The sequence below is a fragment of the Ruegeria atlantica genome (assembly GCF_013032455.1).
Lineage (GTDB): Bacteria > Pseudomonadota > Alphaproteobacteria > Rhodobacterales > Rhodobacteraceae > Ruegeria > Ruegeria atlantica_B.
On sequence record NZ_WQCF01000001.1, the window covers coordinates 496,179 to 519,095 of the forward strand.

Genomic DNA, 22,917 nt, shown 5'->3' on the forward strand with positions numbered 1-22,917 from the left:
CGAAACGACGGGCTTTTCTAAATGTTTGAGCAATCCTCAGCCGGCGCTCAGCATGCCTTTTTCACGCGCCAGTTCGCGCATTTTCTTCTGCAGTTTTTCGAACGCGCGGACCTCGATCTGACGAATGCGTTCACGGCTGACATTGTACTGCGTGCTCAGTTCTTCCAGCGTAACAGGCTGATCCATTAACCGGCGCTGAGTCAGGATGTCCTTTTCCCGATCATTCAGAACGTCCAAAGCAGCGGCCAGAAGCTCACGCCGGGCGTCCAGCTCATCGCGGGCCTCGTAATCGCCCGCCTGATCCGCGTCTTCGTCCTCAAGCCAGTCCTGCCACTGCATCGTGCCCTCGCCTTCGGACCCGACGGTCGCGTTCAGCGAGGCATCACCGCCGGACATACGGCGGTTCATGCTGATGACTTCTTCCTCGGTCACACCCAGATCTTCGGCAATCTGCTTGACGTTCTCGGGGCGCAGGTCGCCTTCTTCCAGCGCACCGATACGAGCCTTGGCTTTGCGCAGATTGAAGAACAGCTTTTTCTGCGCCGACGTAGTGCCCAGTTTGACCATGGACCACGACCGCAGAACATACTCCTGGATCGAGGCGCGAATCCACCACATCGCATAAGTTGCCAACCGGAAACCTTTTTCCGGGTCGAACTTTTTGACGGCCTGCATTAGCCCCACATTGGCCTCGGAAATCACCTCGGCCTGTGGCAAACCATAGCCGCGATAGCCCATCGCGATCTTGGCCGCCAATCGCAGATGCGAGGTGACCATTTTATGAGCCGCTTCAGTGTCTTGTTCCTCGACCCAGCGCTTGGCCAGCATGTACTCTTCTTCCGGTTCCAGCAGCGGAAACTTACGAATTTCCTGCATATAGCGGTTCAGTCCGCCTTCCGGCGTCGGCGCGGGGAGATTTGCGTAATTTGCCATGTTTCATGTCCCTCCGACAAATGTTTACGTCGTTAACATGGATATGGGAGGTCATCCCAACCCGTTCAAGAGGTACCGTTAACAGTTTGGGATTAACGACAGATAAAGGAAACCTAAGAAAGTGTTATTCACGTAACTTTGCGCATTATGTCAGCGGCGCGCGCAGCTGATCAATGAGATTCTGCATGTCTTTGGGCAACTCAGCCTCAAACCGCAGATTTTCGCCAGTCACTGGATGTTCAAAGCCCAAAACAGCGGCGTGAAGCGCCTGCCGAGGGAAGGCGCGGACCGCCTCGGCAGCAGCGGCGCTGAACGCCTTGGCGGCCAATTTGCGCTTGCCCCCATAGACCGGATCACCCACCAAACCATGCCCAGCATGTGCCATATGAACGCGTATCTGATGTGTGCGCCCGGTCTCTAACCAACATTCGATCAACGCCAACCCTGCCGGAGAACCAAATGTCTCGACCAATCGAGCGCGCGTCACGGCATGGCGTCCACCGTGGAACAGAACTGCCTGCCTTTGCCGATCGGTCTTGTGGCGCGCCAGTTGTGTGGTCAGGCGCATAATATTGCCGGGCTCGAAGCTGACCCCTTTCACGCCGCGCAAACGCGGATCATTGGCATCGGGCACACCGTAGCAAATCGCGCGATAGTACCGTTCAACCGTGTGCGCCTCGAACTGCGCGGCAAGCCCGTGATGCGCTGCGTCCGATTTGGCTACCACCAGCAGGCCGCTGGTTTCCTTGTCGATGCGATGAACGATGCCTGGGCGCTTTACTCCACCCACGCCGGACAGATCGTCACCGCAGTGATGCAGCAAAGCGTTCACCAGCGTCCCGTTTGGAGACCCCGGCGCAGGATGCACTACCATTCCAGCAGGCTTGTTGACGACGATCAGGTCGGCATCCTCGAAGACCACCTCCAACGGAATATCCTCGGGACCGATATGGCTGTCCTCGGCCTCGGCCACGGTGATAGACACCGAGTTTCCTTCGGCAACTTTGGCTTTGGGGTCGCGCGCCTCAGAGCCATTGACCAGTACGGCGCCCTCATCGATCAATTTGGCCAGTCGCGTGCGCGACAGGTTTTCCTCGGCTGGCACATCCCGCGAAAGCGCCTTATCAAGGCGTGGCGGCGGATCGGCCGCGATCTGAAATTCAATCTGACGGGTGCCCATGACTGTCCCTTCCGAACCCCAAGAACCGCAGGAAACGCCACAGCTTCGTCTGCTGCGGAGGATGGTCATGTTACTGACCGCGGTGATGATTGGCGGGGTTCTAGTGACATTCGCACTGATTGTCATCCGCTTAACGGACAGAACCCCCACCCTGCCTGATCAGGTCGAACTGCCCGACGGCGCAAAGGCACAGGCCGTGACCATCGGCAGCAACTGGTACGCGGTGGTGACGGATGACAATCGTATTCTGATCTTTGACAAGACAACTGGCCGCCAACGTCAGGAAATCAATATCGAACCCTGACGGCTAGTTTTCCAATGCCATGCGAAACACGATTTCCGAGGCTTGGCGCAAAGCGTCGTATTCCTCAGGCGTGTCTCGGCGGAATTTCTGATCGGTTTCATTCAGCTCAACCGGGTGAAACAACTGAGGTCGGTCAGGGAAGAATTCCCTCTGAAAAGCAACATCTTCCTTGGCAAGACATTCATCCAGCCAAACCCGTTCTTCCGGTTCCAGAACATCGTACTTCCTGACCATCACCGGGTGATCAACCACGCGCCGCCGCAACTGTCTGCTTTCTTTGCGCCCTATAGCGCGCGAAACGATCCCGAAAGCTTCGCTGGCAGCACGCGACTGCGATGGGTTCGAAGGCCGATCGACCACCCCGCCGGAAGGCAGCGACACGCCAATGCGCGACATGAAATCATCGACAATGTGCCCTTCCACCATCTGCGACCGGTCATAGAGCAGCGGCACAACCGTGACACCTGAAAAGGCCTGCCGGATTTGATCCAATTTAGCTGCATAGGACAGAATAGCCGGATTTTCCTTGATCTTCGCCAGCCTGTCTTGGACATATTCAGATGCACCGCTCCACAGCCGCCCGTTCTTGGCGCGCTGCTTGTAATCAGCCTCGAAAAAGTCTGAATATCGGCGGCAATAAAAGGTAATCCTCAACTCGCGCGATGGGATCTCGGCAAAAACTTGCGCCAGCTTTGTAAGATCACAGGTATAGAACATTTCCGAAGAAACCAGGCAGGTCTGATCCTGATGGGCCTCATACTCTTCAGCCATCAACACGCGAAACGCATCCATCGGCTCATTGCTCTGGTTCATGTGAAAAGCGATGAGGTTGTGGCTGATGGTGGGGCGTCCGCCACTTTCCAGACGGCGGCGACCTGCCTCCATATAGTGCAAGCCAACTTCCGCAAGCGGATCTTTGTTCTGACGCACATAGCCCTGCAACGCAGTCGAGCCGGTCTTGGGCATACCCATATGCAGCCAAAGCATCAGATGCCTCCTATTTCAGATTTGACCACGCTCATGCCTGCTGACTGGCCGCAAATTCCGCCGTCATCTGTTGCATCAGCTCCTGCATTTCGGGTTGTTCACGAAGTTCAGCAATCCTCTGCCGGTGCAGGTCGCAGGTCATATGGTGCAACCGGGCTGTTTCGGCGTCTGACAGCATCTCGTAGTAATACTCGCGCTTGCGGTTAAGAACCGCATCGATCGACCCATCTTCTTCGGCGTTGTGGTTCATCATGTTCCAGTAATCCATGCCGAGGCTTTCACCCAAGTGATGAGCCCGCCCACGCATTTTCTTGACCAGATAACTTTCGCAGGATTTCAGGGCGTAATGGTTGATCTGTACAAGATCATAACCGACGGAATCCCGCGCTGATCGCCAACTGCTGGTAAAGTACCGTTCTGGCATTAATTGACCCGAACCGTTGTACCAATGGCACTCTGCCATTGTCTCGACAGTCGGGCGCTTCGGCCTGTGCACGCCCAACGTTCCCCAAAGCTCGCGTTGAAACATGGTCTTGAAGCCCCAGGCCTGTGGCGGGCGAAAGATTCTAAGTGGTGCCGCGTGCCGGAATTGATCCGACAAGAACCGGTCTTCATATCGGACAACACCCGCGTTTCCGAACAAGCGCCACGTCATCGAGATCATTTTCGCGTCCGGCACAGCTTCGGTCAGTGCCCGCAGAGTATGATCGCCGGTTTTGACGTTGATATGCTCATCTGCGTCAATCACGATTACCCAGTCCTGCGGCCGCGCGACCTCCATCTTCAGGAATTTCTTGTAGGCACGCTTTTGCGGGCTGCTCTGGCGGCGCGAATTATTGTCGACATGGATTAGGATACCCTGGTCACTCAGCCGTTGCAGCAATGCGTCGGTGCCGTCAGAACAGTCATTGGTCATCACGACCATCTGGTCGATACCAATTGCCCGGTTATGCGCCACCCACTCAAGCACAAAGGGGCCCTCATTTTTCATCGGGGTCACGCTGATGTAACGGGGGTCCTGATCAGACACGTTCTAACCTCATGCTGTGCCGATTATTTTTCCGGCGTCCGAAACGTCACGGCATTGCTCGGACCGCACCACAGGACTACTGGCCCTTGCCTCAAAGGGCAATCCACAGTCATTTCGAACGCTCGCGTCATTTTCATTCCGTACGCGCCAATTGGTTTGCGAAGCGCTTATACGGCGGAAATAGATCGCGCGCCTTTTGCAAATAAGGCCTTGCCTTTCCTTTGTCTCCCCGTCGCAAGTAAATTTGCCCGGCCTCACCCTGAATGGCGGGCGTGCTCTCATCTAAGTCCGCAGCCTGAAAAATCTGGTTCTGCCCTTGCTCGACTGCATTGTTTCTTTCCAGAAACTTTCCCATAGCGTAAACTAGAAACGGGTTGCCTGGGTCACAGGCCAAAGCCTCGGCCATCGCCATCCGCGCGCGTGACAGATCCCCATCCGCCTCATACAAATTGGACAGCCGCTTATGAAAAAGAGGGGATTCCGGCCATGCAGAGACAATCTTTCGCGTGATATCAATCCCCTGCGAAAGGCAGGATGCATCCAAGCGCCAGTTCACCATTGCCTGAGCAGAAGTCACCCCCGGATCATCGTCCTCAATACTTATCAGGTTGCGGATGTTTTCCTGCAGCCCTTCTAAACGGGAGCGATCATCAAATAATCTGCGGGCCTTTTGATCCAAGGACAAATCAGACCAATCCATCAGAACAAAGTCAAAATTGCACGGCTGCCGGACCAACACTTTGTGCTGCACCAGATACAGGCTGTTGAAAGGGGGAAAGCGACGTCGGCGCAGCTCTCGCTGCAGACGCCAGTCCGTTGGCGGGAAAAGCCGTGCAGATACCTGATCACGGTACAGCATGCGCGAGCCAAGAACAACGACATCCGGGCGCAGTGGCTTTGCCCAAAAGGCGCGCGCCAAGTATCGGCTGGCCGACCAGCGTTTCTTTTGAGCCCCCAAACTGGCGGCCCGGACGGCTAACAGAACGGCATAATCCTCGGGCCAAAGATCGGGATTCTCCAACCCTATCTTCGCCAATCCTTCGCTTTCTTTCCACTTTGAAAGGTAAAAGCAGTTCAATGCCTGCAACAGCGGCATAAACGCATTATCTGCCTTTTCCTGCAGGATCGGCTGGGCCAATTCATAGGCTTGCTCAATCTGATCCTGCGCACACAAGTATTGAGCGGCCTTGGCATAGATATGCGCCGCTTCAGAGACATTTAGGAAAGCCCCTGGCCCTTTTGCTACACGATCAATCACGCGGTCATTTGCCGATGAAATCTCATGTTCAGTCAGGACATCCTTGAAAACCAATCTTTGCCGCCCTGAAATCCGCGCGGCCGCCATTGAAAAAGCCGAAATAAATGGCGCGATCACATGATCGGCCCGTGACATCGTGAAAAGCTCAAGAAAGTCGCGTTGCGCGCGTGTCATGCCAGAAACATCCGCAATATCCGACATCTGCAGCAAGTGAGGGTATCGTTGCTGAAAACTGGCGATCAGTTCGGGCTGATCGGAAAACATGATGGCCGTTTGCCCGGTGGTTTTATCCAGATGGGCCTCGTACAGTTCCTCGGGCTCGATTTTGGCGGGCCAGGTCGTGTGTTTCCATGGCAACCCGTTCAAGATGTCGCCGCGCCGGATGTGATAGGCCGACACCCCTTGCCCAGACAACTTAGCGTCCGCACGACCCATAATGGCGCGAATTTCGCTGGTGAACCCAATCTGATGAATGAAATCCCTGTATCTCGGCCGGATTGCCTCGATATCTTCCCAGGGGAAGGCCAAAACCTCGAACCCTTCCTCAACCAGAACCGAGCGTCCCGATTTCAGATGCGCAAGCAGACGGTCCGGCGATTGATCGCCCTGAAACGCCCAGATCGGCAACGCTGTCTTATTTAACTTCTCAAACTCTTTGCCATTGAGGAAATGCGCATCCATCCAGCCCTGATCAAACAGTTCCTGCGGGTGATCCAGTTCCGGTGCATCCGATCCCTGCGGGAACCAGTTCACTTTGTAGGTTGTGCCAAAATCCTCGGCCAGACGAATGCAGGTCAGCATCATCAACAGACGCGCGCCCATGCGGTCCTTGCGTTGACCGATGAACACACCCTTTGCCGACGTCATGAGGCCCCCTCGGTCATCGCGGCACGACGCAACACACGAAAACGTCGGCGAGCCTGCTGTACCAGTTGAGGGTGACGTTCCTCTGCCTGCGCCTCAATCGCGCGCATGACCATTGGCAAGCGACGCCGGGCGCGCATCATTCTATAAAACTCATCCGGCTCGAGTGACCCGTTCATCGCTTTTTGCATAACCGGCTTTAGAATATCGAGCTTTCTCAACATCGGCGCTGCAAAATGGTTCGAAAACCAAGTTTTCAGCAAGACCACATTCTCGCCCTGTAGCCGGGTGACTTGTCGCCGGTCGAGGTCAAAGAACGGGTCGTAAAACACGTAAGCCCTACCCGCCTGCTTTACCGTCTGCGCGGCGTCGCTAAATGGCAGATCCCAGTCCTGCACCTGGCCAAAACGGTATCGGGTCTCCCAAGGCACCAGGCGTTCATCAAGCGTGGTCTGCGGGTTGAATGCGACCACATTCGCACCGGGCATCAGTTCAGAAAAGGCCAGTGCGCCAAAGCCGCCCATCGAAGCGCCTGCAAAGACAACCTGTTCAAACCGTTCGAAAAAACCTTCGGCTGCACGGTTCTTGAAATACGAGATGATCTCAGGGTCGCGGTACCACGCCTTGGTGCGTGCAAAGACCCCCATATGAGACCAGCCTTCATCGCGGAAGAATTTCCACCCCCACGGCTCACGTGCAAAGGACAGGTCATTGGCGTTGGCGATATTGTCAAAGCTGACAACCAACTGCGACGCCGAGCGTTGGTGGAACAGCACTGAATGCCGCTCAAGCTTTTGCAGGAAGCCTGCCCCATCCCCGCCGGGATAAAGTTCCACAAACCAAGGCGGTGCTGGGTCGGTCAGAATACGCTCATACCCCGTCTTGCGATCGGGGTGTTCGGGTTGGAGCTGCTCTTTCGAAAGGTCGTCTGCCATGATTATCAGATGAGATTATCCGCCAGCCACATCCGAAAATCCACCCAATCCGGCCGCATCTTGATCTCGGCGATCTTGGCCCGGTGCCAATCGCAGGCTTGCGCGTGCAGTTTGTCTAGTTTCGGATCAGCCTTCAGCTCGGCCAACAAGGGCGCTGCCCGCTGCGCCATCGGCCGAATTGATTGATCATTTTCCTTATTGGCGTTCATGTCTTGCCAGTAGGACTGCCCCTGATCCACCTTGATATGATTGGTCCGCCCACGGTCTCGCTTGATCAGAAAACCATCCAGCGACCGAACAGAATAATGGTGCAATCGCCCGAGAGAATGGTCGAACTCCCGCCAGGCACGCCACCCTACTTTTTCAGCCGGGAAAAGCTTGCCCCCGGCATCGGACCATGCGACCTCGCTCTCTTTACCTTCGTCGATCCCTTTTGGGCGGTGGGGCCCAAACCGTGTGAACTTTCCATTGTTGCGGAACAGCGTCTTCAAACCGTAGGCCCGCCCTGAATGATAGGGAAATTCCTGATCACCCATCGCAAAAGCCTCAGTCACGGGTTTGTCTTCAAAACTGATATTTCCGGAACTGCCAAACAGCTTCCAAGCGAAAGAGATCGCGTCCACTTGCTGACCCGCACGGCGCTCGACCTCATCAATCAACGTACCAAAGCTGTTGTCACCATGGCGAATGTTCCAGAATTCATCCACATCCAGACACAATAGCCAATCGGCCTCTTTCACCTTGGGCTGTCGCCGGGCGCGGCGCAGCATCTGATGCTGGGGATTGCCGCCTTCCTTCACCTCGTTCGAGACATGGGTGGCCAACCCCAGTTCCTGCAATCTGAAGGCGATCTCATCCGTGCCGTCTTCACAATCGTTGGTGAAGATCACAAAATGATCGATCCCAAGCGTCTTATGAAACGCGACCCACTCAAGCATGTAGGGGCCTTCGTTCTTCATTGTGGTGAATACGGTAATGGCCTGAGACATCAACACTTCCCGACTAACGTTGCCTCTCGTCATACACAACACGACGAGCATGGGCGAGACAGGAAATCGTGAGATTAGCAATCCAGCGTAAACTGGTGCAAATCACCCCATGCCAAGGCGGGTCCAAAGCCCTGCAACCCTCCTGTCCAGAGGTTTCCAAAAACCATGACAAGTTGCTGAAAATCGCCTAGGAATAAGAGTTACGCTCTCGACAAAAGGAACCAGGTGACCGCGTGGAACAACTAACATTCACCTACGAAATGGGCGTCGTCTGCGCGCTGCTGGCCTTCACCATATTTCTCTTCGTGTCGGAAATCGTCAGAATTGACCTCTCGGCCATTATTGTCCTCGTTCTGATTGGCCTGCTGAGTTATTTGCCAGGCCTGGGCAATCTGGCAGATGTCCCGCATCTATTTGACGGGTTCGCTTCGAATGCCGTGATTTCGATCATAGCGGTGATGATCGTCGGGGCCGGTCTGGACAAGACCGGCATCATGAACAAAGTCGCTGCAGTCATCTTGAAATATGGCGGAACGGCTGAAAACCGGGTGCTGCCGATCATTTCAGGAACCGTGGGTGTTATCTCGTCCTTCATGCAGAACGTGGGCGCGGCTGCCCTGTTTCTACCAGTCGTCAGCCGTATATCCTCACGATCAGGAATCCCGCTGTCACGCCTGCTGATGCCGATGGGGTTCTGTGCCATCCTCGGCGGGACGATGACAATGGTCGGGTCATCGCCGTTGATCCTGCTGAATGATTTGGTTCTGACGGCCAATGAAGGCTTGCCAGCCGATCAGAAAATGCAGCCCTTTGGATTGTTCTCGGTCACACCGATTGGGGTTGCGCTGATCCTGACCGGCATCGCTTATTTCCTGCTACTTGGGCGCTGGGTTCTGCCGGGCGATGCGGGCTCGGAAAGCACCGGAACCGGCCAAGGAACACAGGAATATCTTCAGCGTGTTTATGGCCTGAAGGCGGATGTTTTTGAGGTGGTGGTCCCGGCGGACAGCCCGTTGGTCGGCCATATTCTAGCGGATATTAACCATGAAGATCACCTTTACATCATTTCGACCTTCTATCGCGGCAAGACCTCGATGGTGCAGGTTCTGACAGCCGAAATCGCGGCCCCGTGCCGACTTGCGATTGTTGGTAGCCGCTGGGTGGTTGAGCAGTTCGCAGAGAAATACGGGCTGACGGTCCTTCCCGATCTGGACATTTTTGTCGAGGAGTTTGCACCGACCAACGCAGGTGTTGCCGAAGTCGTTGTGACGCCGGATAGTAAACTGATCGGAAAATGCCCACGCGAGCTGTTGTTCCGCAAGACCTATGGGATGTCTCTTCTGGCAATCCATCGGGGTGAAGAAACACTCAGCCATGTCGAGACCGAGGATCACGAATCCACCCAGATCGGTCTTGAGAAATTTCAGGCGGGCGACATGCTGGTCGCCCATACCCGTTGGGACAACCTGATGCGGATCAAGCGGGATCCTGATTTTGTCGTAGTGACCTCGGATTTCCCTCAGGACGAGCTACGTCCGCAAAAGGTAGGTTGGGCGCTTGCTTTCTTTACCATTTCGCTATCCATGATCCTGTTCACGGATATCCGCCTGTCGCTTTGCCTGCTTACTGGGGCCGCCGGGATGATGCTGTCTAAGGTGCTGAGCGTTGATGAGGCGTATCGTGCCGTCGGATGGAATACGGTCTTTCTGTTGGCCTGCCTAATTCCATTGGGTCAGGCCGTTCAGAACACCGGAACTGCAGCCTGGATCGCGCAACAGATCATGATCATTCTGGACGGCTGGCCGATCTGGTCGTTGCAGGCCGGGGTAGCCATTCTGGCCACCGCCTTTTCGCTTGTAATGTCGAATGTTGGGGCGACGGTTCTCTTGGTTCCTCTGGCGGTTTCCATCGCGGTAGCGGCTGGCGCAAACCCGGCGCTTTTCGCGCTGACCGTTGCAATTTCAACCTCGAACAGTTTCATCATTCCCACCCACCAAGTGAACGCACTGATTATGGGGCCTGCGGGTTACAAGGTGACTGATTTCGTCCGTTCAGGCGGGGTGATGACGTTTCTCTTTCTCATCGTTTCGCTTGTCATGCTCAACCTGCTGTTCTGAGCGGTTTTGGGATGGCCAAGTGATACCCGCCTCTTGATCACACGGAGTACACGCGGCGCATAACCAAGGGCGTCAGATACATTGGTATCTGGTATGCTCCGATAAACACCATGATCGGGGCGGTAACCTCGGGTGGCAAAGCCACAAAGAACAGCGCGATGTTGCGGTTTCCTGCAATCAGAGACACGGCAGTCGCCTGAGCCGGAGCCAAGCGTCTGCGCGTCAGCTGCAAGGTAGCGGCCTGCGCACCGAAATTTACCAGACAGGCGAACGCGATCCAGAAAGCGGCAAGCCACGGATCACTCAGCGCCGCATTGCTGACCGACGGCATCAAGCCAATGACAAAGACAGCCAACGTAATTGTTGCAGCCCCTTCAAGCTGCATTAGCGTTCTAGCAGAAGGATTGCACAAGGCTGTTCGGCGTAGTCCGACAGCAACAACAGTAACACCCGAGATCGTAAGGAACAGGCTAAATGCAGCCTTCAGGACCGCCCCAAGGTCACCAAGTTCGGGTATCAACCAAAAGATTGGCAGAGCAGTCAAAGGCAACAAAGCCGTCCCGACGACAACAAGGCGCATGGCGTGCTCAGCGGGGTACCCCATCATCATGCAAAGATTCGGACTGCCCGATATCGAAGGCGCTGCAGTCATGATCAGCAGGGCCAGAATGACCGCTGTTCCCGTCCACCCGCCGACAATTCCAACGAAGATTATGACCAACGGCGTAAGAACCTGAAACCCGATTACCGCCGCCATGACCTGACGCAGATCGGCCAGCGAGCCCAGAATGGCCGCTGGCTCCATCCGCAGAATGGTGACGAACAGCAAAAGGACCACAAGCGGTGCCAACAATGGCCGCATAGGCTCGGCCAGTGAAGGTAGCAACAGCCCCATTGCCAGTCCGGAGACCAACACATAAGGGCCGTTGCGCGCCGCCCAGAGCAGCGGATTCACTGAGCTGCCCTACCCGCCCGGACTCTGACGCAGGTTCTCGGGCAACCAGGTTGCAAGATCAGGGAACCAGATCAGGATGAACACCATCAACACCATGATCAGGAACATCGGAATTGCCGCACGAGCGATGTAACTCATCTCATGGTTCGTCATCCCCTGCATAACGAAAAGGTTGAAGCCAATTGGCGGTGTGATCTGCGCCATTTCAACGACAACCACGATGAAGATGCCAAACCAGATCAGATCAATCCCGGCGTCGCGGATCATCGGTTCGACCACAGCCATAGTCAGCACGACCGAAGAGATGCCGTCGAGGAAGCAGCCAAGAATGATATAAAACACCAGCAGCACCATCAGCAGCTCGAACCGCGTCAATTCCCATCCGGCAATAAGGTCGGCCAGACCGCGAGGAAGGCCCGTGAAGCCCATTGAAAGGGACAGGAATGCTGCCCCCGCCAGGATCAAAGCAATCATCGCGCTGGTCCGGGTGGCCCCCATCAAGCTTTCGGTAAAGGTTTTCCAGTTCAGAGACCCCTGCCCTGCAGCCAACAGCAGCCCACCAATCACGCCGAATGCGGCAGCCTCGGTCGCGGTGGCATAGCCCAGATACATTGACCCGATCACCACTGTAATCAGTAAGATGACGGGCAACAGAAACCGAGAGTTCCTGAGCTTTTCTGAGAAGGTCAGTTTGCCTTCGTTGTCGGGGTTCCAGTCTTTACCAAGCTTCGAGTAAATCGCGACATAGCCCATGAACATTGCGGCCAGCACAAGGCCGGGCAAGATGCCTGCGAAGAACAGCTTGGTAATCGATTCATTGATGGTCACGCCATAGACGATCAACGTCAGCGAAGGCGGTATCATCAGGCCAAGCGTCGCCGCCCCGGTCAGGGTGCCTATGATCATGCGTTCGGGGTAGTTGCGTTTGCGCAATTCCGGGATCGACATCTTACCAACCGTTGTCAGCGTGGCGGCGGACGAACCCGAAACGGCAGCAAAAACCGTGCATCCTACAATGTTCGTATGCACCAGCCCCCCGGGCAGCGGCGCCATCCACGGGGAGAGGCCTTTGAACATATCCTCGGATAATCGCGTTCGATAAAGAATCTCTCCCATCCAGATGAACATCGGCAAAGCCGTCAGGGTCCAGGACGAAGAGGCCGACCAGATCGTGGTGATCATTACGTCGCCGACGGGGCGGGTTGTGAACAGTTCCATACCAACCCAGGCGACGCCCATCAGAGCCAGTCCGACCCAAACGCCAGTGCCCAGCAGAGTAAAGAGAACAAAGAGGAAGAGGATAATGACTGATAGGTTTTCCATGCTCTTACTCTCCGTGGCTCTGGTCGGCCAAATCGCGGACAATCCGGTGATCGCCTTTAAACAGGACATGGATCAGGTGATCGGTCAGAGCGACGGCAAGGATCACTGCTCCGACCAACATGGCAGATTGCGGGATCCACAGGGCGGTTTTGTCTTGCCCTTGGCTGACGTCATTAAACTTCCAGCTCCAGTAGACGAAGCGATAGGCATACCAGCAGAAATACCACATGACGGCAGTGCCAATGGCAAAGCACCAGATTTCAATAATACGTCTGACACCATCGGGAACCGCATTTAGCAAGATCGAAACGCGGATATGACTGCCCCGGTTCAGGGCATTGGCAAAGGCCAGAAATGATGCGGCTGCCATCGCGTATCCCGCATAATCAGGCGCGCCGGGAAAGACTTCACCAGTCCAGCGGGCCAGCATCTGCACGACGATCAACAAAAGAATGGCAATCAGGCTCAGCGCCGCCAAAACCCCTGCTGCCTGATAGATGAAATCCAATACGGACCGAAGCCCTCGCAATACCGCCATACCGTCCCCGTTTGTTATGATTGGATTGGCAATGGGCGGCGGAACATCCGCCGCCCTCACGCGCAGTTACTGCGACGAGTTGAATGCATCGACGATGGCCTTGCCCTCGTCTCCGGCGGCTTCCAGCCATTCATTGGTCATGGTGACACCGATTTCTTTCAGCTCATTTGTCATCTGCTCGGAAGCAGGACCAACATTCATGCCGCCATCGCGAAGGCCTTGCAGGGTGAAGCCCGTGTATTCCTTGGCGCGCCAGTTACCGGCATATTCCGCCAGTTCCGCGCAGGCCTTGATGACATTCTTGTTGGCGTCAGACACGCCGGACCAGACATCAGAATTCACCATCACGTAGTTACGGGGTAACCAAGCATCAACTTCATAGAAATGGCTCAGGCTTTCCCAGACCTTGCGGTCATAGCCAGTCGAACCCGACGACACCATCGATTCCGCGACACCAGTAGCAAAAGCCTGACTGATTTCTGCCGCTTCAATGGTCACCGGCAGCATTCCCGTCAGCTCGGCCAAACGCGACGTGGCATTGTTATACGAGCGGAATTTGATGCCCTTCATATCGGCAACCGAGTTTACCTCGTTCTTAAAGTACAACCCCTGCGGCGGCCACGGAACAGCGTAAAGCAACGTCAGGTTCTGTTCGGCCAATAGATTTTCGATCGATGGCTTGGCGGCCTGCCAAAGCTTCTCGCTGTCGTCGAATGAGGTGGCGAGGAACGGGATTGAGTCAAACCCGAACAGCGCGTGTTCATTCTGGTGACCCGACAGCAGACGCTCACCGATTGGGGCCTGACCTGTCTGGATCGCGCGCTTGATGTCGGCACCTTTGAACAATGAGCCTGAAGGGTGCGTCACAATCTCGATCTCACCGCCAGTGCCAGTGGTTACGCATTTAGCAAATTCCGCCCCCGTGTGTGAGTGGAAATTCGACGCCGAATAAGCCATCGGCATGTCCCATTTCTCGGCCAGAGCGGGCGCGGCAGTTGCAGCGGTCAATGCGGTTGCTGTAAGAAGGTTGGTCAGTTTTTTCATTGTCTTCTCCCAATTGAGTTTTAGATCGCCGATTTCCTCTACCGGCTTGTTTTCATGTTGCGAAACGTGAAGGCGCGTAGACGCTCATATCCGTATTCGGGGTTCTGCCCATGATCATCTGCGCCAAAAAGCGTCCTGTTTTAGGCCCACCTGTCAGGCCGATGTGATGGTGACCAAAGCCCATATACGCCCCGTCGATCCCCGGAACATCGCCTATGATCGGGATCGAGTCAGCCGGAGCAGGCCTGTGCCCCATCCATTCCACTTCCTCCTTCCATGTCACGCCCGGAAAAGCCGCCCGGGCATTCTTGCGCATCAATTCAAACGGTGCGCGCGAGGGCGGAGCATCCAGCCCGCCAAATTCCACAATCCCTGCTAAACGTATCCGCCCGTCCATGGGCGTTGCAACAAACTTGCCCGAAGCCACCATAACCGGGCTGCGCGGCATCGCAGAAGGGTCCACCAATTCAAGATGATAGCCACGTTCGCTTTCAAGAGGAACAGAAACACCCAACCGTTCGGCCAAGGGCCCGGACCAGACGCCTGCCGTCACGATGGCCGTGTCGCACGGGATAGTTTCACCATCCGCACGCACGCCGATCACACGACCATTTTCGCGTGCGACGTCTTCGACGCTGGCATGAATGATCCGGCCCCCGTTAGCTTCGACATGCGCGGCCAGATCTTTTACATACTGCCCGGGATCAGTGATATGGCCATGGTCCGACAATTTGGCGGCGAAACCGATATCCTTACTGAACACCGGGTCGTAATCGTGAAACTCCTTGCCCTCCAACTCTTCCCACTTAAAGCCGTGCCTGCGTCGGATGCCCCATCCAAATGCATCTTCGTCGAAATGCGCCCGGTCATTGTAGAGAAACAGATAGTCGGACGGCACGATCCACTTTTCAGCCTTCGTGCCAGCCGCCAAAGCTTTGTGATCGTTTAGACTGTCGCCAACGATTGGAGAAAGGGCCGCTGCAATTCGCGCAACATCCTTGGCGTTGGCGTGGCTTAGATATTGCCTCAACCATGGGATCAGCTTTGGCAAATACCCCCACTTCAGGAACAAAGGCTGCGACGGGCTCAGCAACATTTTCGGCGCTTTGCCCATCAGGCCCGGAACCGTCACCGGTACGATCGAACATGAGGCCAGAACACCGCCATTGCCATGTGACGTTCCTTCGCCCGGACCGGTCTTGTCGATCAGGATGACGTCATGACCATCCCGCTGCAGCCAGACAGCCGCAGATACCCCAACGATACCGGCGCCGATGATGGCTATGGTTTTCTTGTCGCTCATGCTGCCACCGCCTTGGCCACAGCATGATGGTTCAGCTTCGCCACATCTGGTCTGCCGCCCAAACCGGGACCTGTGGGAACGACAACACTGCCGTCGCGAATTTGGAATGACTCCTCGAGAATGTCTTCTTTGAGGAAATAGGACGCCTGATAAAACTCACATCCAAGCGTGATCTCAGGCGATGAGGCGATCATGTGGGTTCCTGCGAGATGGGCCAGACCAGTCTCGAACATGTCGCCACCATAAGCCGTCAGGCCATGCGCCGCTGCAATGCGGGCGACTGTTTGCCCACGCGACAGACCTCCTGACTTCATGATCTTCACCGACACGCCATCGCATATCCCCTCACGCGCGGCGCGCTCCATATCTTCGGGACCAAAGACACTTTCATCAGCCAAAAGCGGAACGTCGATCATCTGCCGCAGCTTTGCCATCATACCAAAATGATGCGCACGCACTGGCTGTTCGATGAAATCCGGTTTGAACTGGGCAACGTCCCGCACCTGGGCTGGGGCGTCTTCGATACTAAGGCCTTGGTTATAGTCCACCCGCACCGAGAATTCGGGATAGTTCTGCGCTATGTGTTCCAACCTCATAATGTCGAACGCATGATCCCTGAACCCGGTCTTGAGCTTGACGATCCGAACGCCATCCTCCTGCAAACGGGTCAGTAGCTCGATATCCTGTGCATAATCCGGGTTCGCGATCGAGCAACTAAGCGGAATAGTTTCCCGGCACTTGCCGCCCAGAAGAGACCAGACCGGAACCCCACTCACCCGGCCCGTAAGATCCAGCAGAGCGGTTTCCAGAGCTGCCTTGGCTTCGGTACAATGGGCCACGGCATAGGCCGCTTGGGCCATAATCGCCGCGCGATCACCGATTCTTGCACCCATAACAAGCGGGCGCAGATAGCGATCCAGCGCGGCATAGGTGGCTTCTGGCGTTCCGGTGAACACAGACCAGGGTGACGCTTCTCCGAACCCCTCTGAACCGCCTTCAGCCGTAAGCCGCAGGACGACGACCTCGCAGGCTCCCTCAACAGAACCGATTCCATGATCCCGCCGCGACGTGACCGGCAGCTTCAGGTGCCACAGGTCAAATCCTATGATTTTTTGGTCCAGATCGCTCATTTCGCCCTCTATCGACGAAAGCAAGCCTGCCTTGACCAACATATCATTTCAAATACTATATCTTTGAGAGTTCATCATAAAAAATGATACATACGCAATGTCCCTACGATTTCGCCAACTTCAAGCCTTTCACGCCATTATGGAGACCGGAACCGTGACCGGGGCGGCCTCGGTTCTTGGCATTTCACAACCGGGGATCAGTAACCTTCTGGCGCAGTTGGAACGCGAGGCTCGGCTGCCGCTTTTTGAACGAAACAAGGGCCGTCTGTTGCCTACACCAGAGGCTGAGTTGCTTTACCGCGAGGTCGATACCGTCGTGCGCGGGCTGGATCATGTCGCGCAGGCTGTGACCGACCTGCAGAACAAACATCCCGGTCAGTTGCAGGTCGCCTCCCCTCATATGCTCTCGTTCGGCTTTATGCCGCGCGAGATTGCGCGCTTTGCCGAGAGCCGCCCGAACTTGTCAGTCAGCTTTCAGTCGCAGTATTCCTCGAAGATTCAGGAATGGGTGATCTCTGGCCTGTTTGAGATCGGAATTGTTGAAATGCCCATACTGCATGACACGTTAAACTATCAGGTATTTCAATTCGAAACGTTGGCGACTTTCCCCGAAGACAGCCCACTTGCAAAGCATGACGTTCTGACCCCTGAAATACTGGAAGGCGAACCCTTTATCGTCATGGGACCCGAGCACCAGACTCACCGCAGGACCCGCGATATTTTCCAGAGCTCTGGGTGCACATGGCGCACTCAAATCCACACGCACTTGTCCGAAAACCTGTTAAGTTTCGTCAAACAGGGCATGGGCGTGGCGATGATCGATCCGTTTACTGTCACCTTTGACGAAGAGAGCGGGTATCAAACCCGCCCGTTCCGACCCGCCGTGATGCTGGAGCTTGCAATCATCACGGCCAAGGGCCGCCCCCTGTCAACTATCGCACAGGAATTTCTGGCCCAATTGACCCCTTCAATCTCTGCCTACGCCACCCATTCCGAAACCGGTGCTGCAGCCTCGTGAAGTTGCTGCGAGTGGATATCGACCAATGTGGGGCCGTCATGTTCGATGGCCTGTTTTAGAACCTTGGTCAGGTCCTCGGGGTTTTTGACCGTCCATGATTTCACACCAAAGGCCGACGCCACAGCCGCGTGATCCGTGCGGTTGAAATCGACGTTGTAATATCGCTGACCGAACCCTGCATTCTGGCCAGCTTTGATCCAGCCAAAGACCGAATTCGAAAACACGATCGAGGTGATCGGCATATTGTGTCGCACCATCGTTTCGAACTCACCGCAGGTAAAACCAAACGACCCGTCGCCCATGACCGACAGGGTTTTGACGGATGGCCGCCCCACGTGCGCGCCCATCGCTGCCCCCAGCGAATAACCTAACGCCCCATGCGCCCGGTTGGTGATGAAATGCCGCCCCGGTTTGCGCCAGCGATAATGTGCGCTGAAATACGGGCAAGGAGTACCGGGATCAGCAACGACGATCGCGTCATCGTCAAGGATATCCATCAATGAGGCCATGACCGCCTCGGGCGCAATTGGGGCTTCTCGGCTTGCCGCAAGGGGTGCAAACGCAGCCATCTTTGCCTCCCATGCTGCGCGGGCCTTGGCCCCACCACCAAGGCTGGGCAGGTCCTGCCGCGTCTCCAAAGCAGTGGCCAGAGCCTCCAGCGCCAGACGGGCATCGGCGCAGATGGCTACTTCGGTCTGATAATTCGCACCGATCACCATCGGGTCGCTGTCGATATGGATGATGGTGGCGTTGCGGCCCGGACTGCTCCAGCGTTCCGTGGTGACCGACCCCGCGCGGCAACCGATGAACAGGACCACGTCGGCCTGATCAATGACCGCACGCGTTGCAGGGATGCCGCCGTTCGACCCGACGACACCCAGGGCCAGCGGATCGGTTTCAGCAATAGAGCCCTGCCCCGATACCGTAGTCGCAACCGGCATGTCCAACAGACCGGCAACGCGGCGCAGCGCGCCTTCGGCGCCAGACAACACCGGACCACCGCCACAAACGGCCACGGCTGATTTTGCCTTGGCCAAAATCTCGGCCGCTTCCTCAATCGCTTCGGTATCTGGTGCAGCACGTTCCGCAGGATAGTTGCGATGCCGTGCGTCGGCCCAGATCTCGGCCTCGTCCACCTGCGCCTTCTGCGTATCAAAGGGCAACGCGAGATGCGTCGCGCCGGGGGTTCCGGTGGTCATCGCCCGGAACGCAGCCCGAACCATGGCTGGTAATCGCGCCGCGTCGTCCAATGAGGCATTCCACTTGGCCAGAGGCCGGAACAATCCGGGCTGATCCAATTCGGTCAAAGGGTACTTGCCGCGGCTGGTCGTCGCGACATCCGAGGTGATCGCAAGAATCGGAACCGAGCTTTCGTTGGCCTCGACAACACCCGGAAGGATATATGTCGCGCCTCCGCCCGAAGGGCCCTCGCACACGCCGGGCTTGCCGGTCACACGGGCATAACCATCGGCCATATAGGCCGCGTGGCGCTCATCGCGGGTCAGAATATGCTGAATACCATGATCCATCCGCGCCATCGCATCATAGAATGGCAGCGTGGTATCACCGCAAAGACCGAACATATGCTTCACGCCATGCGCTTCGAGCATGCGTACCATCGCCTCGGCCCCAGTCAGATAATTGGTCCCCGTCATTGCTTGCGTTCCCTACACCACACGATTGCACACACGACTGTATACACTTTTGTATATTGATTTCAAGAACTGGCTGTGGCACCTGTTCACTGCAATCGAAGGGACAAACGATATGGCAGGGCCGCGCGTCGATGACATCTATGATCAGGTCAAGGCGATGGCGGTTTCATTCCGTCTGCGCCCCGGGGATCGCTTGAACGAAGTAGCCCTTTCCAAAGAGCTGGGCGTCAGCCGCACGCCGCTGCGCGAGGCACTGAACCGGCTGGTGGCCGAGCGGCTGTTCGACTTCCGCCCCGGACAAGGTTTTTTCTGCCGCCCGCTTGATGCCCAAGGCGTATTTGACCTGTTCGAACTGCGTCAGATAATCGAGGTCGCTGGCGTTCGCGCTGCATGCTCCAAGGCCTCGGATAAAGACCTTCTGTCGCTCCGTGATGAACTCTACGCGACAGGGATCGACATTACCGGCCTGACGGTCGAGGAAGCCGTCAACCGCGACGAGGCGTTCCATTTGGGCATCGCCGCACTGTCCGGCAACGCAGAGCTTTTGCAGACGCTGACCCGAATTAACGAACGCATTCGTTATATTCGCTGGATATCGATGAGCATGGACAGGCTTCATCGCTCTAAAGATGAACATAAACGGGTCATGCAAGCCCTTCTGGATCGCGACGCAGACGAGGCAGCACGTGTGTTAGGAACGCATATCGCCAAGCGGATGGATCAGGTGCAAGAGGCGGTAAGGCAAGGAATATCCAGCATCTATATGGATGGACCCGACGTCATTTCGACCCGCATCATTGAGGAGGCACAAACATGATCGCCCAAGGCGGAAAATCCATCTACGGCGCGTCCGTCGGCATCCTCATGCTGGACGCGCAATTTCCGCGTATTCCCGGAGACATGGGCAATGCGCAGACATGGCCGTTCCCGGTGCTCTATCGCATTGTTCGCGATGCATCGCCCGACCGGGTCGTTCGCCACAAGGCCGAGGGCATGCTGGATGCATTCATCGAGGCTGCCCAAGGGCTGGTAAAGGATGGGGTGGATGGGATCGCCACAAATTGCGGGTTCCTGTCGCTGTTTCAGAAAGAACTGGCAGAGGCGGTTCCGGTTCCGGTTGTCACATCCTCATTAATGCAGGTTGATATGGTCAACCGCATACTTCCAGCCGGCAAACGCGCCGGGGTTCTAACAATCTCGGCCTCTTCTCTGACCCAGGATCACCTGCTGGCTGCGCAGGTGCCGCTGGACACCCCCATCGGTACCACCGAGGGAGGCCGTGAGTTCACAAGGGCCATTCTAAAAAATGAATTAGAGTTGCACGTGGAAAAAGCCCGCGCAGACAACGTCGAGGCTGCCCGTGCGCTTAAGTCCAACAACCCGGATCTGGGTGCAATAGTTCTGGAATGCACAAATATGTGCCCCTATGCGCGCGACATTCAGCGGGAGACAGGTCTGCCAGTTTACTCGATGGTGACGCTGGTCAGTTGGTTCCAAGCGGGGCTGGCACCTCAGGCTTATTAGCCGCTTAACGCTGGTCCGAAGCCAAGCTTGTATCAACAAAGTCGGATAGGTGCCTAAAGAAATGTCCAAACAACGCGAGATTGGGAGGACTGTCTCAGCAGACTCGTAATACGAGTTTTCTATTTTCAAACGATTTTAGGAGTTATTCTGGTGCGGTCGAGAAGCATCTAGAACAATCGAACTAGCGCCTATGACCCCTTATTTTTATGAGCAAAACGCCCTAGGGCAGCCTTCAGGTTTCCCCAAATGTGTGCTGTCCTAAGGCGTATTGTGTGTTGTGGCACCTGTCAAGCGACCTTGGCTTTCTCGTCCAGATAGGTGACCAGAACACGAAAGGTCGCGCTCTGGTGCCCACGCTTGATCAGGTCAATGCGCTTGCCTTTGGTCTCTTCAGCCGTACGTCTCTGAGACGCCTTTGCTCCGCTTCATGGGCAGCAATGCGTTCGTGAAGCCTGCGGAGTTCTTCAACCGGGTCCGCGTAAACGATGGTGCGGATGTACCCGCCGTCTGGGGTACGGGTTATCGTCTCGGTGGCGTGAGGGTGTTGCTTCCGCCTCTTCATGATCGTTCTGCTTTCTGGTCCAGATACTCTACCAAAACGCGGTAGGCCGCGCTCTGATGCCCGCGTTTGATCAGACCAATACGCTTGCCTTTGATCTCTTCGACCGCTTCGGCCATCTGATCGGAATTGAGCCAGCGGGTGTGACCGTCATCCGGCTGACCGTAGTACTCTAAGGCCAACCCTCGGGCGACGATAGCGGCCCCTCTGGTGCGGAACCTTCCCATGTGCCGGAACTCGCCTTCAACTTTGACAAAGGCTTTCCATAGGCGACGACTGGCGTCCAGTTTGATGCCGGGGATTTCATACATGGCGATCACTCGTCTTTAAGGTTTCTCGGAAAGGTCATCTTTCCGGGCTTCTGCGATTACTTTGAACTTGTCTTTGTACGCATCCATGACACCCAGCCCTGCCTGAACACCGTACCCGAGGGCGCTGGGCTTCTGGGGCGTCGGGAGGCTTGCGACGGTGCGCGTGTAGTTGGTCGCCAGAGCATCACGTTCAGCATTAAGCTGATCAGTCGTGTTCTCTAGGTTCATGTTGATGCGATCTTTGTTGGTTGCGTGCTGGCCGTAGAGGTCACCCAGTAGGGCGTCCACGCTAAAGCCTGTCACACCGCTGCCCGAGGCACCTACCTTAGCGGAGGCGACGGCGCGGTTGGCTGCGTTCTGGTGGTCGATCTGCTGCTCAGTCGCTGCTTCGGTTTCCTGCTTCTGGCGCAAGTTGATCTGGTCAACACTGTCTTGCATGTCAGTGCGTGCGATCGCTTCCATGTTGGCGTTTGTCTTGGCTTGTGCTTCGGCCTGAGCGGAGGCTTGGCCGTAGGCAGAGGCAGCACCAATCACAGATAGTCCAGCGGAGATGGCAGGAGCGGCAGTAGAGATTGCGGTCACGGCTGTTTGAAGCGCAGGTAGGATTAGGGGTAAACTCATGATTTATCCTTCGAATGTTGGAACCCCTGCCCGCAACAGGACAAGGTAGGAACGGTTGAACTCTTCGCTGGCTGCGGTCTTTACGCGCTGAGCAACGTCGAGGTTTGCCTTGGCTTCCACGTAGTCCAGAGCCAAAACTTTTGCCTCTGTCTCGGAACCGTCAAAATCGGCCATCCGTTCAGTCACGGCTTCGATCTCAACGCGGGCATCAGAGGCCCTCAGGCCAGCCTCTCGGAGTTCCTTATGGGCAGCCCCTAGGGCGGTGATTATATCGGTGTAGGTCATTCTTATTTCTCTCCAAGACCCAAAACGCAGAAGGCCCCAAACAATCACCACGAG

22 protein-coding genes are annotated in these 22,917 nt (G+C 56.0%); 5 read left to right on the top strand and 17 right to left on the bottom strand.

Going from position 1 to position 22,917, the window contains the following annotated elements; all coding sequences use genetic code 11:
* Positions 1 to 36: 36 nt before the first annotated feature.
* Positions 37 to 933, bottom strand: a complete 897-nt coding sequence (gene rpoH, locus GOW93_RS02425) for an RNA polymerase sigma factor RpoH (RefSeq protein WP_170381467.1) — start codon at positions 931 to 933, stop codon at positions 37 to 39.
* A gap of 145 nt (positions 934 to 1,078) precedes the next feature.
* The gene (locus tag GOW93_RS02430) at positions 1,079 to 2,113 is read right to left on the bottom strand and encodes an RluA family pseudouridine synthase (protein ID WP_170381468.1); all 1,035 of its coding nucleotides are present in this window, start codon (positions 2,111 to 2,113) and stop codon (positions 1,079 to 1,081) included.
* Between GOW93_RS02430 and GOW93_RS02435 the strand changes: the two genes are divergently transcribed.
* A complete protein-coding gene (locus tag GOW93_RS02435) occupies positions 2,112 to 2,417 on the top strand; it encodes a DUF6476 family protein (RefSeq protein WP_170381469.1) in 306 nt (101 codons plus the stop codon). The genes GOW93_RS02430 and GOW93_RS02435 overlap by 2 nt on opposite strands.
* Positions 2,418 to 2,420: 3 nt before the next feature.
* Here GOW93_RS02435 and GOW93_RS02440 read toward each other — a convergent pair whose 3' ends face one another.
* The 5 genes from GOW93_RS02440 to GOW93_RS02460 form a co-directional block, all read right to left on the bottom strand.
* Positions 2,421 to 3,404, bottom strand: a complete 984-nt coding sequence (locus GOW93_RS02440) for a hypothetical protein (RefSeq protein ID WP_170381470.1) — start codon at positions 3,402 to 3,404, stop codon at positions 2,421 to 2,423.
* Positions 3,405 to 3,435: 31 nt separating this feature from the next.
* Positions 3,436 to 4,434: a glycosyltransferase family 2 protein gene (locus GOW93_RS02445; protein WP_170381471.1), complete on the bottom strand. Its 999-nt coding sequence runs from the start codon at positions 4,432 to 4,434 to the stop codon at positions 3,436 to 3,438.
* Between the two features lie 133 nt (positions 4,435 to 4,567).
* Positions 4,568 to 6,559, bottom strand: coding sequence for a tetratricopeptide repeat protein (locus GOW93_RS02450; protein ID WP_170381472.1), 1,992 nt, complete (start codon positions 6,557 to 6,559; stop codon positions 4,568 to 4,570).
* Positions 6,556 to 7,491, bottom strand: a complete 936-nt coding sequence (locus GOW93_RS02455; RefSeq protein ID WP_170381473.1) for a hypothetical protein — start codon at positions 7,489 to 7,491, stop codon at positions 6,556 to 6,558. Before GOW93_RS02455 ends, GOW93_RS02450 begins: the two co-directional genes overlap by 4 nt.
* 5 nt (positions 7,492 to 7,496) lie before the next feature.
* Positions 7,497 to 8,480, bottom strand: coding sequence for a glycosyltransferase family 2 protein (locus GOW93_RS02460; protein WP_170381474.1), 984 nt, complete (start codon positions 8,478 to 8,480; stop codon positions 7,497 to 7,499).
* Between the two features lie 260 nt (positions 8,481 to 8,740).
* Here GOW93_RS02460 and GOW93_RS02465 point away from each other — a divergent pair, with 260 nt between their 5' ends.
* Entirely contained in the window at positions 8,741 to 10,597 is a 1,857-nt protein-coding gene (locus tag GOW93_RS02465; protein ID WP_170381788.1) for an SLC13 family permease, read from the top strand.
* A 37-nt stretch (positions 10,598 to 10,634) separates the two neighbouring features.
* Here the strand turns inward: GOW93_RS02465 and GOW93_RS02470 are convergent, their stop codons facing one another.
* From GOW93_RS02470 to GOW93_RS02495, 6 genes are all read right to left on the bottom strand, one after another.
* Entirely contained in the window at positions 10,635 to 11,552 is a 918-nt protein-coding gene (locus GOW93_RS02470) for a hypothetical protein (protein WP_170381475.1), read from the bottom strand.
* A 9-nt stretch (positions 11,553 to 11,561) separates the two neighbouring features.
* Positions 11,562 to 12,875, bottom strand: a complete 1,314-nt coding sequence (locus tag GOW93_RS02475) for a TRAP transporter large permease (protein ID WP_170381476.1) — start codon at positions 12,873 to 12,875, stop codon at positions 11,562 to 11,564.
* Between the two features lie 4 nt (positions 12,876 to 12,879).
* On the bottom strand, positions 12,880 to 13,413 hold the full coding sequence (locus tag GOW93_RS02480; RefSeq protein ID WP_170381477.1) for a TRAP transporter small permease: 534 nt from the start codon (positions 13,411 to 13,413) through the stop codon (positions 12,880 to 12,882).
* A gap of 66 nt (positions 13,414 to 13,479) precedes the next feature.
* Positions 13,480 to 14,457 (bottom strand): TRAP transporter substrate-binding protein, encoded by a 978-nt coding sequence (locus tag GOW93_RS02485; RefSeq protein WP_170381478.1) that lies wholly within the window; start codon positions 14,455 to 14,457, stop codon positions 13,480 to 13,482.
* Between the two features lie 52 nt (positions 14,458 to 14,509).
* Complete coding sequence (locus GOW93_RS02490; protein ID WP_170381479.1) at positions 14,510 to 15,760, bottom strand: NAD(P)/FAD-dependent oxidoreductase; 1,251 nt, start codon at positions 15,758 to 15,760, stop codon at positions 14,510 to 14,512.
* Positions 15,757 to 16,890 carry an enolase C-terminal domain-like protein gene (locus GOW93_RS02495; RefSeq protein ID WP_170381480.1) on the bottom strand — a complete coding sequence of 378 codons (1,134 nt, stop codon included), beginning with the start codon at positions 16,888 to 16,890 and terminating at the stop codon, positions 15,757 to 15,759. Before GOW93_RS02495 ends, GOW93_RS02490 begins: the two co-directional genes overlap by 4 nt.
* Before the next feature lie 97 nt (positions 16,891 to 16,987).
* Here GOW93_RS02495 and GOW93_RS02500 point away from each other — a divergent pair, with 97 nt between their 5' ends.
* Positions 16,988 to 17,908, top strand: a complete 921-nt coding sequence (locus GOW93_RS02500; RefSeq protein WP_170381481.1) for a LysR family transcriptional regulator — start codon at positions 16,988 to 16,990, stop codon at positions 17,906 to 17,908.
* On the opposite strand, the gene GOW93_RS02505 is transcribed toward GOW93_RS02500, so the two are convergent.
* Complete coding sequence (locus tag GOW93_RS02505; protein ID WP_170381482.1) at positions 17,869 to 19,563, bottom strand: thiamine pyrophosphate-binding protein; 1,695 nt, start codon at positions 19,561 to 19,563, stop codon at positions 17,869 to 17,871. The two genes, GOW93_RS02500 and GOW93_RS02505, sit on opposite strands and share 40 nt — an antisense overlap.
* A gap of 112 nt (positions 19,564 to 19,675) precedes the next feature.
* On the opposite strand from GOW93_RS02505, the gene GOW93_RS02510 reads away from it, so the two are divergent.
* Together GOW93_RS02510 and GOW93_RS02515 are read left to right on the top strand one after the other, a co-directional pair.
* Complete coding sequence (locus tag GOW93_RS02510) at positions 19,676 to 20,380, top strand: GntR family transcriptional regulator (RefSeq protein ID WP_170381483.1); 705 nt, start codon at positions 19,676 to 19,678, stop codon at positions 20,378 to 20,380.
* Positions 20,377 to 21,087 (top strand): aspartate/glutamate racemase family protein, encoded by a 711-nt coding sequence (locus GOW93_RS02515; RefSeq protein ID WP_170381484.1) that lies wholly within the window; start codon positions 20,377 to 20,379, stop codon positions 21,085 to 21,087. The genes GOW93_RS02510 and GOW93_RS02515 overlap by 4 nt, the downstream gene beginning before the upstream one ends.
* 558 nt (positions 21,088 to 21,645) lie before the next feature.
* On the opposite strand, the gene GOW93_RS02520 is transcribed toward GOW93_RS02515, so the two are convergent.
* From GOW93_RS02520 to GOW93_RS02530, 3 genes are read right to left on the bottom strand one after another with little or no spacing between them, the layout of a single operon-like run.
* Positions 21,646 to 21,957 carry a hypothetical protein gene (locus GOW93_RS02520; RefSeq protein WP_170381485.1) on the bottom strand — a complete coding sequence of 104 codons (312 nt, stop codon included), beginning with the start codon at positions 21,955 to 21,957 and terminating at the stop codon, positions 21,646 to 21,648.
* Positions 21,958 to 21,972: 15 nt separating this feature from the next.
* The gene (locus tag GOW93_RS02525; RefSeq protein ID WP_170381486.1) at positions 21,973 to 22,578 is read right to left on the bottom strand and encodes a virion core protein, T7 gp14 family; all 606 of its coding nucleotides are present in this window, start codon (positions 22,576 to 22,578) and stop codon (positions 21,973 to 21,975) included.
* A 3-nt stretch (positions 22,579 to 22,581) separates the two neighbouring features.
* On the bottom strand, positions 22,582 to 22,863 hold the full coding sequence (locus GOW93_RS02530; protein ID WP_170381487.1) for a hypothetical protein: 282 nt from the start codon (positions 22,861 to 22,863) through the stop codon (positions 22,582 to 22,584).
* Between the last annotated feature and the right edge of the window lie 54 nt (positions 22,864 to 22,917).

Bases quoted from the DNA above. Each gene is read 5' to 3' on its own strand.
- rpoH (WP_170381467.1), bottom strand. From the start codon at position 933: ATGGCAAATTACGCAAATCTCCCCGCGCCGACGCCGGAAGGCGGACTG.
- GOW93_RS02435 (WP_170381469.1), top strand. From the start codon at position 2,112: ATGACTGTCCCTTCCGAACCCCAAGAACCGCAGGAAACGCCACAGCTT.
- GOW93_RS02430 (WP_170381468.1), bottom strand. From the start codon at position 2,113: ATGGGCACCCGTCAGATTGAATTTCAGATCGCGGCCGATCCGCCGCCA.
- GOW93_RS02440 (WP_170381470.1), bottom strand. From the start codon at position 3,404: ATGCTTTGGCTGCATATGGGTATGCCCAAGACCGGCTCGACTGCGTTG.
- GOW93_RS02450 (WP_170381472.1), bottom strand. From the start codon at position 6,559: ATGACGTCGGCAAAGGGTGTGTTCATCGGTCAACGCAAGGACCGCATG.
- GOW93_RS02455 (WP_170381473.1), bottom strand. From the start codon at position 7,491: ATGGCAGACGACCTTTCGAAAGAGCAGCTCCAACCCGAACACCCCGAT.
- GOW93_RS02460 (WP_170381474.1), bottom strand. From the start codon at position 8,480: ATGTCTCAGGCCATTACCGTATTCACCACAATGAAGAACGAAGGCCCC.
- GOW93_RS02465 (WP_170381788.1), top strand. From the start codon at position 8,741: ATGGGCGTCGTCTGCGCGCTGCTGGCCTTCACCATATTTCTCTTCGTG.
- GOW93_RS02475 (WP_170381476.1), bottom strand. From the start codon at position 12,875: ATGGAAAACCTATCAGTCATTATCCTCTTCCTCTTTGTTCTCTTTACT.
- GOW93_RS02480 (WP_170381477.1), bottom strand. From the start codon at position 13,413: ATGGCGGTATTGCGAGGGCTTCGGTCCGTATTGGATTTCATCTATCAG.
- GOW93_RS02485 (WP_170381478.1), bottom strand. From the start codon at position 14,457: ATGAAAAAACTGACCAACCTTCTTACAGCAACCGCATTGACCGCTGCA.
- GOW93_RS02490 (WP_170381479.1), bottom strand. From the start codon at position 15,760: ATGAGCGACAAGAAAACCATAGCCATCATCGGCGCCGGTATCGTTGGG.
- GOW93_RS02495 (WP_170381480.1), bottom strand. From the start codon at position 16,890: ATGAGCGATCTGGACCAAAAAATCATAGGATTTGACCTGTGGCACCTG.
- GOW93_RS02500 (WP_170381481.1), top strand. From the start codon at position 16,988: ATGTCCCTACGATTTCGCCAACTTCAAGCCTTTCACGCCATTATGGAG.
- GOW93_RS02505 (WP_170381482.1), bottom strand. From the start codon at position 19,563: ATGACGGGGACCAATTATCTGACTGGGGCCGAGGCGATGGTACGCATG.
- GOW93_RS02510 (WP_170381483.1), top strand. From the start codon at position 19,676: ATGGCAGGGCCGCGCGTCGATGACATCTATGATCAGGTCAAGGCGATG.
- GOW93_RS02515 (WP_170381484.1), top strand. From the start codon at position 20,377: ATGATCGCCCAAGGCGGAAAATCCATCTACGGCGCGTCCGTCGGCATC.
- GOW93_RS02520 (WP_170381485.1), bottom strand. From the start codon at position 21,957: ATGTATGAAATCCCCGGCATCAAACTGGACGCCAGTCGTCGCCTATGG.
- GOW93_RS02525 (WP_170381486.1), bottom strand. From the start codon at position 22,578: ATGAGTTTACCCCTAATCCTACCTGCGCTTCAAACAGCCGTGACCGCA.
- GOW93_RS02530 (WP_170381487.1), bottom strand. From the start codon at position 22,863: ATGACCTACACCGATATAATCACCGCCCTAGGGGCTGCCCATAAGGAA.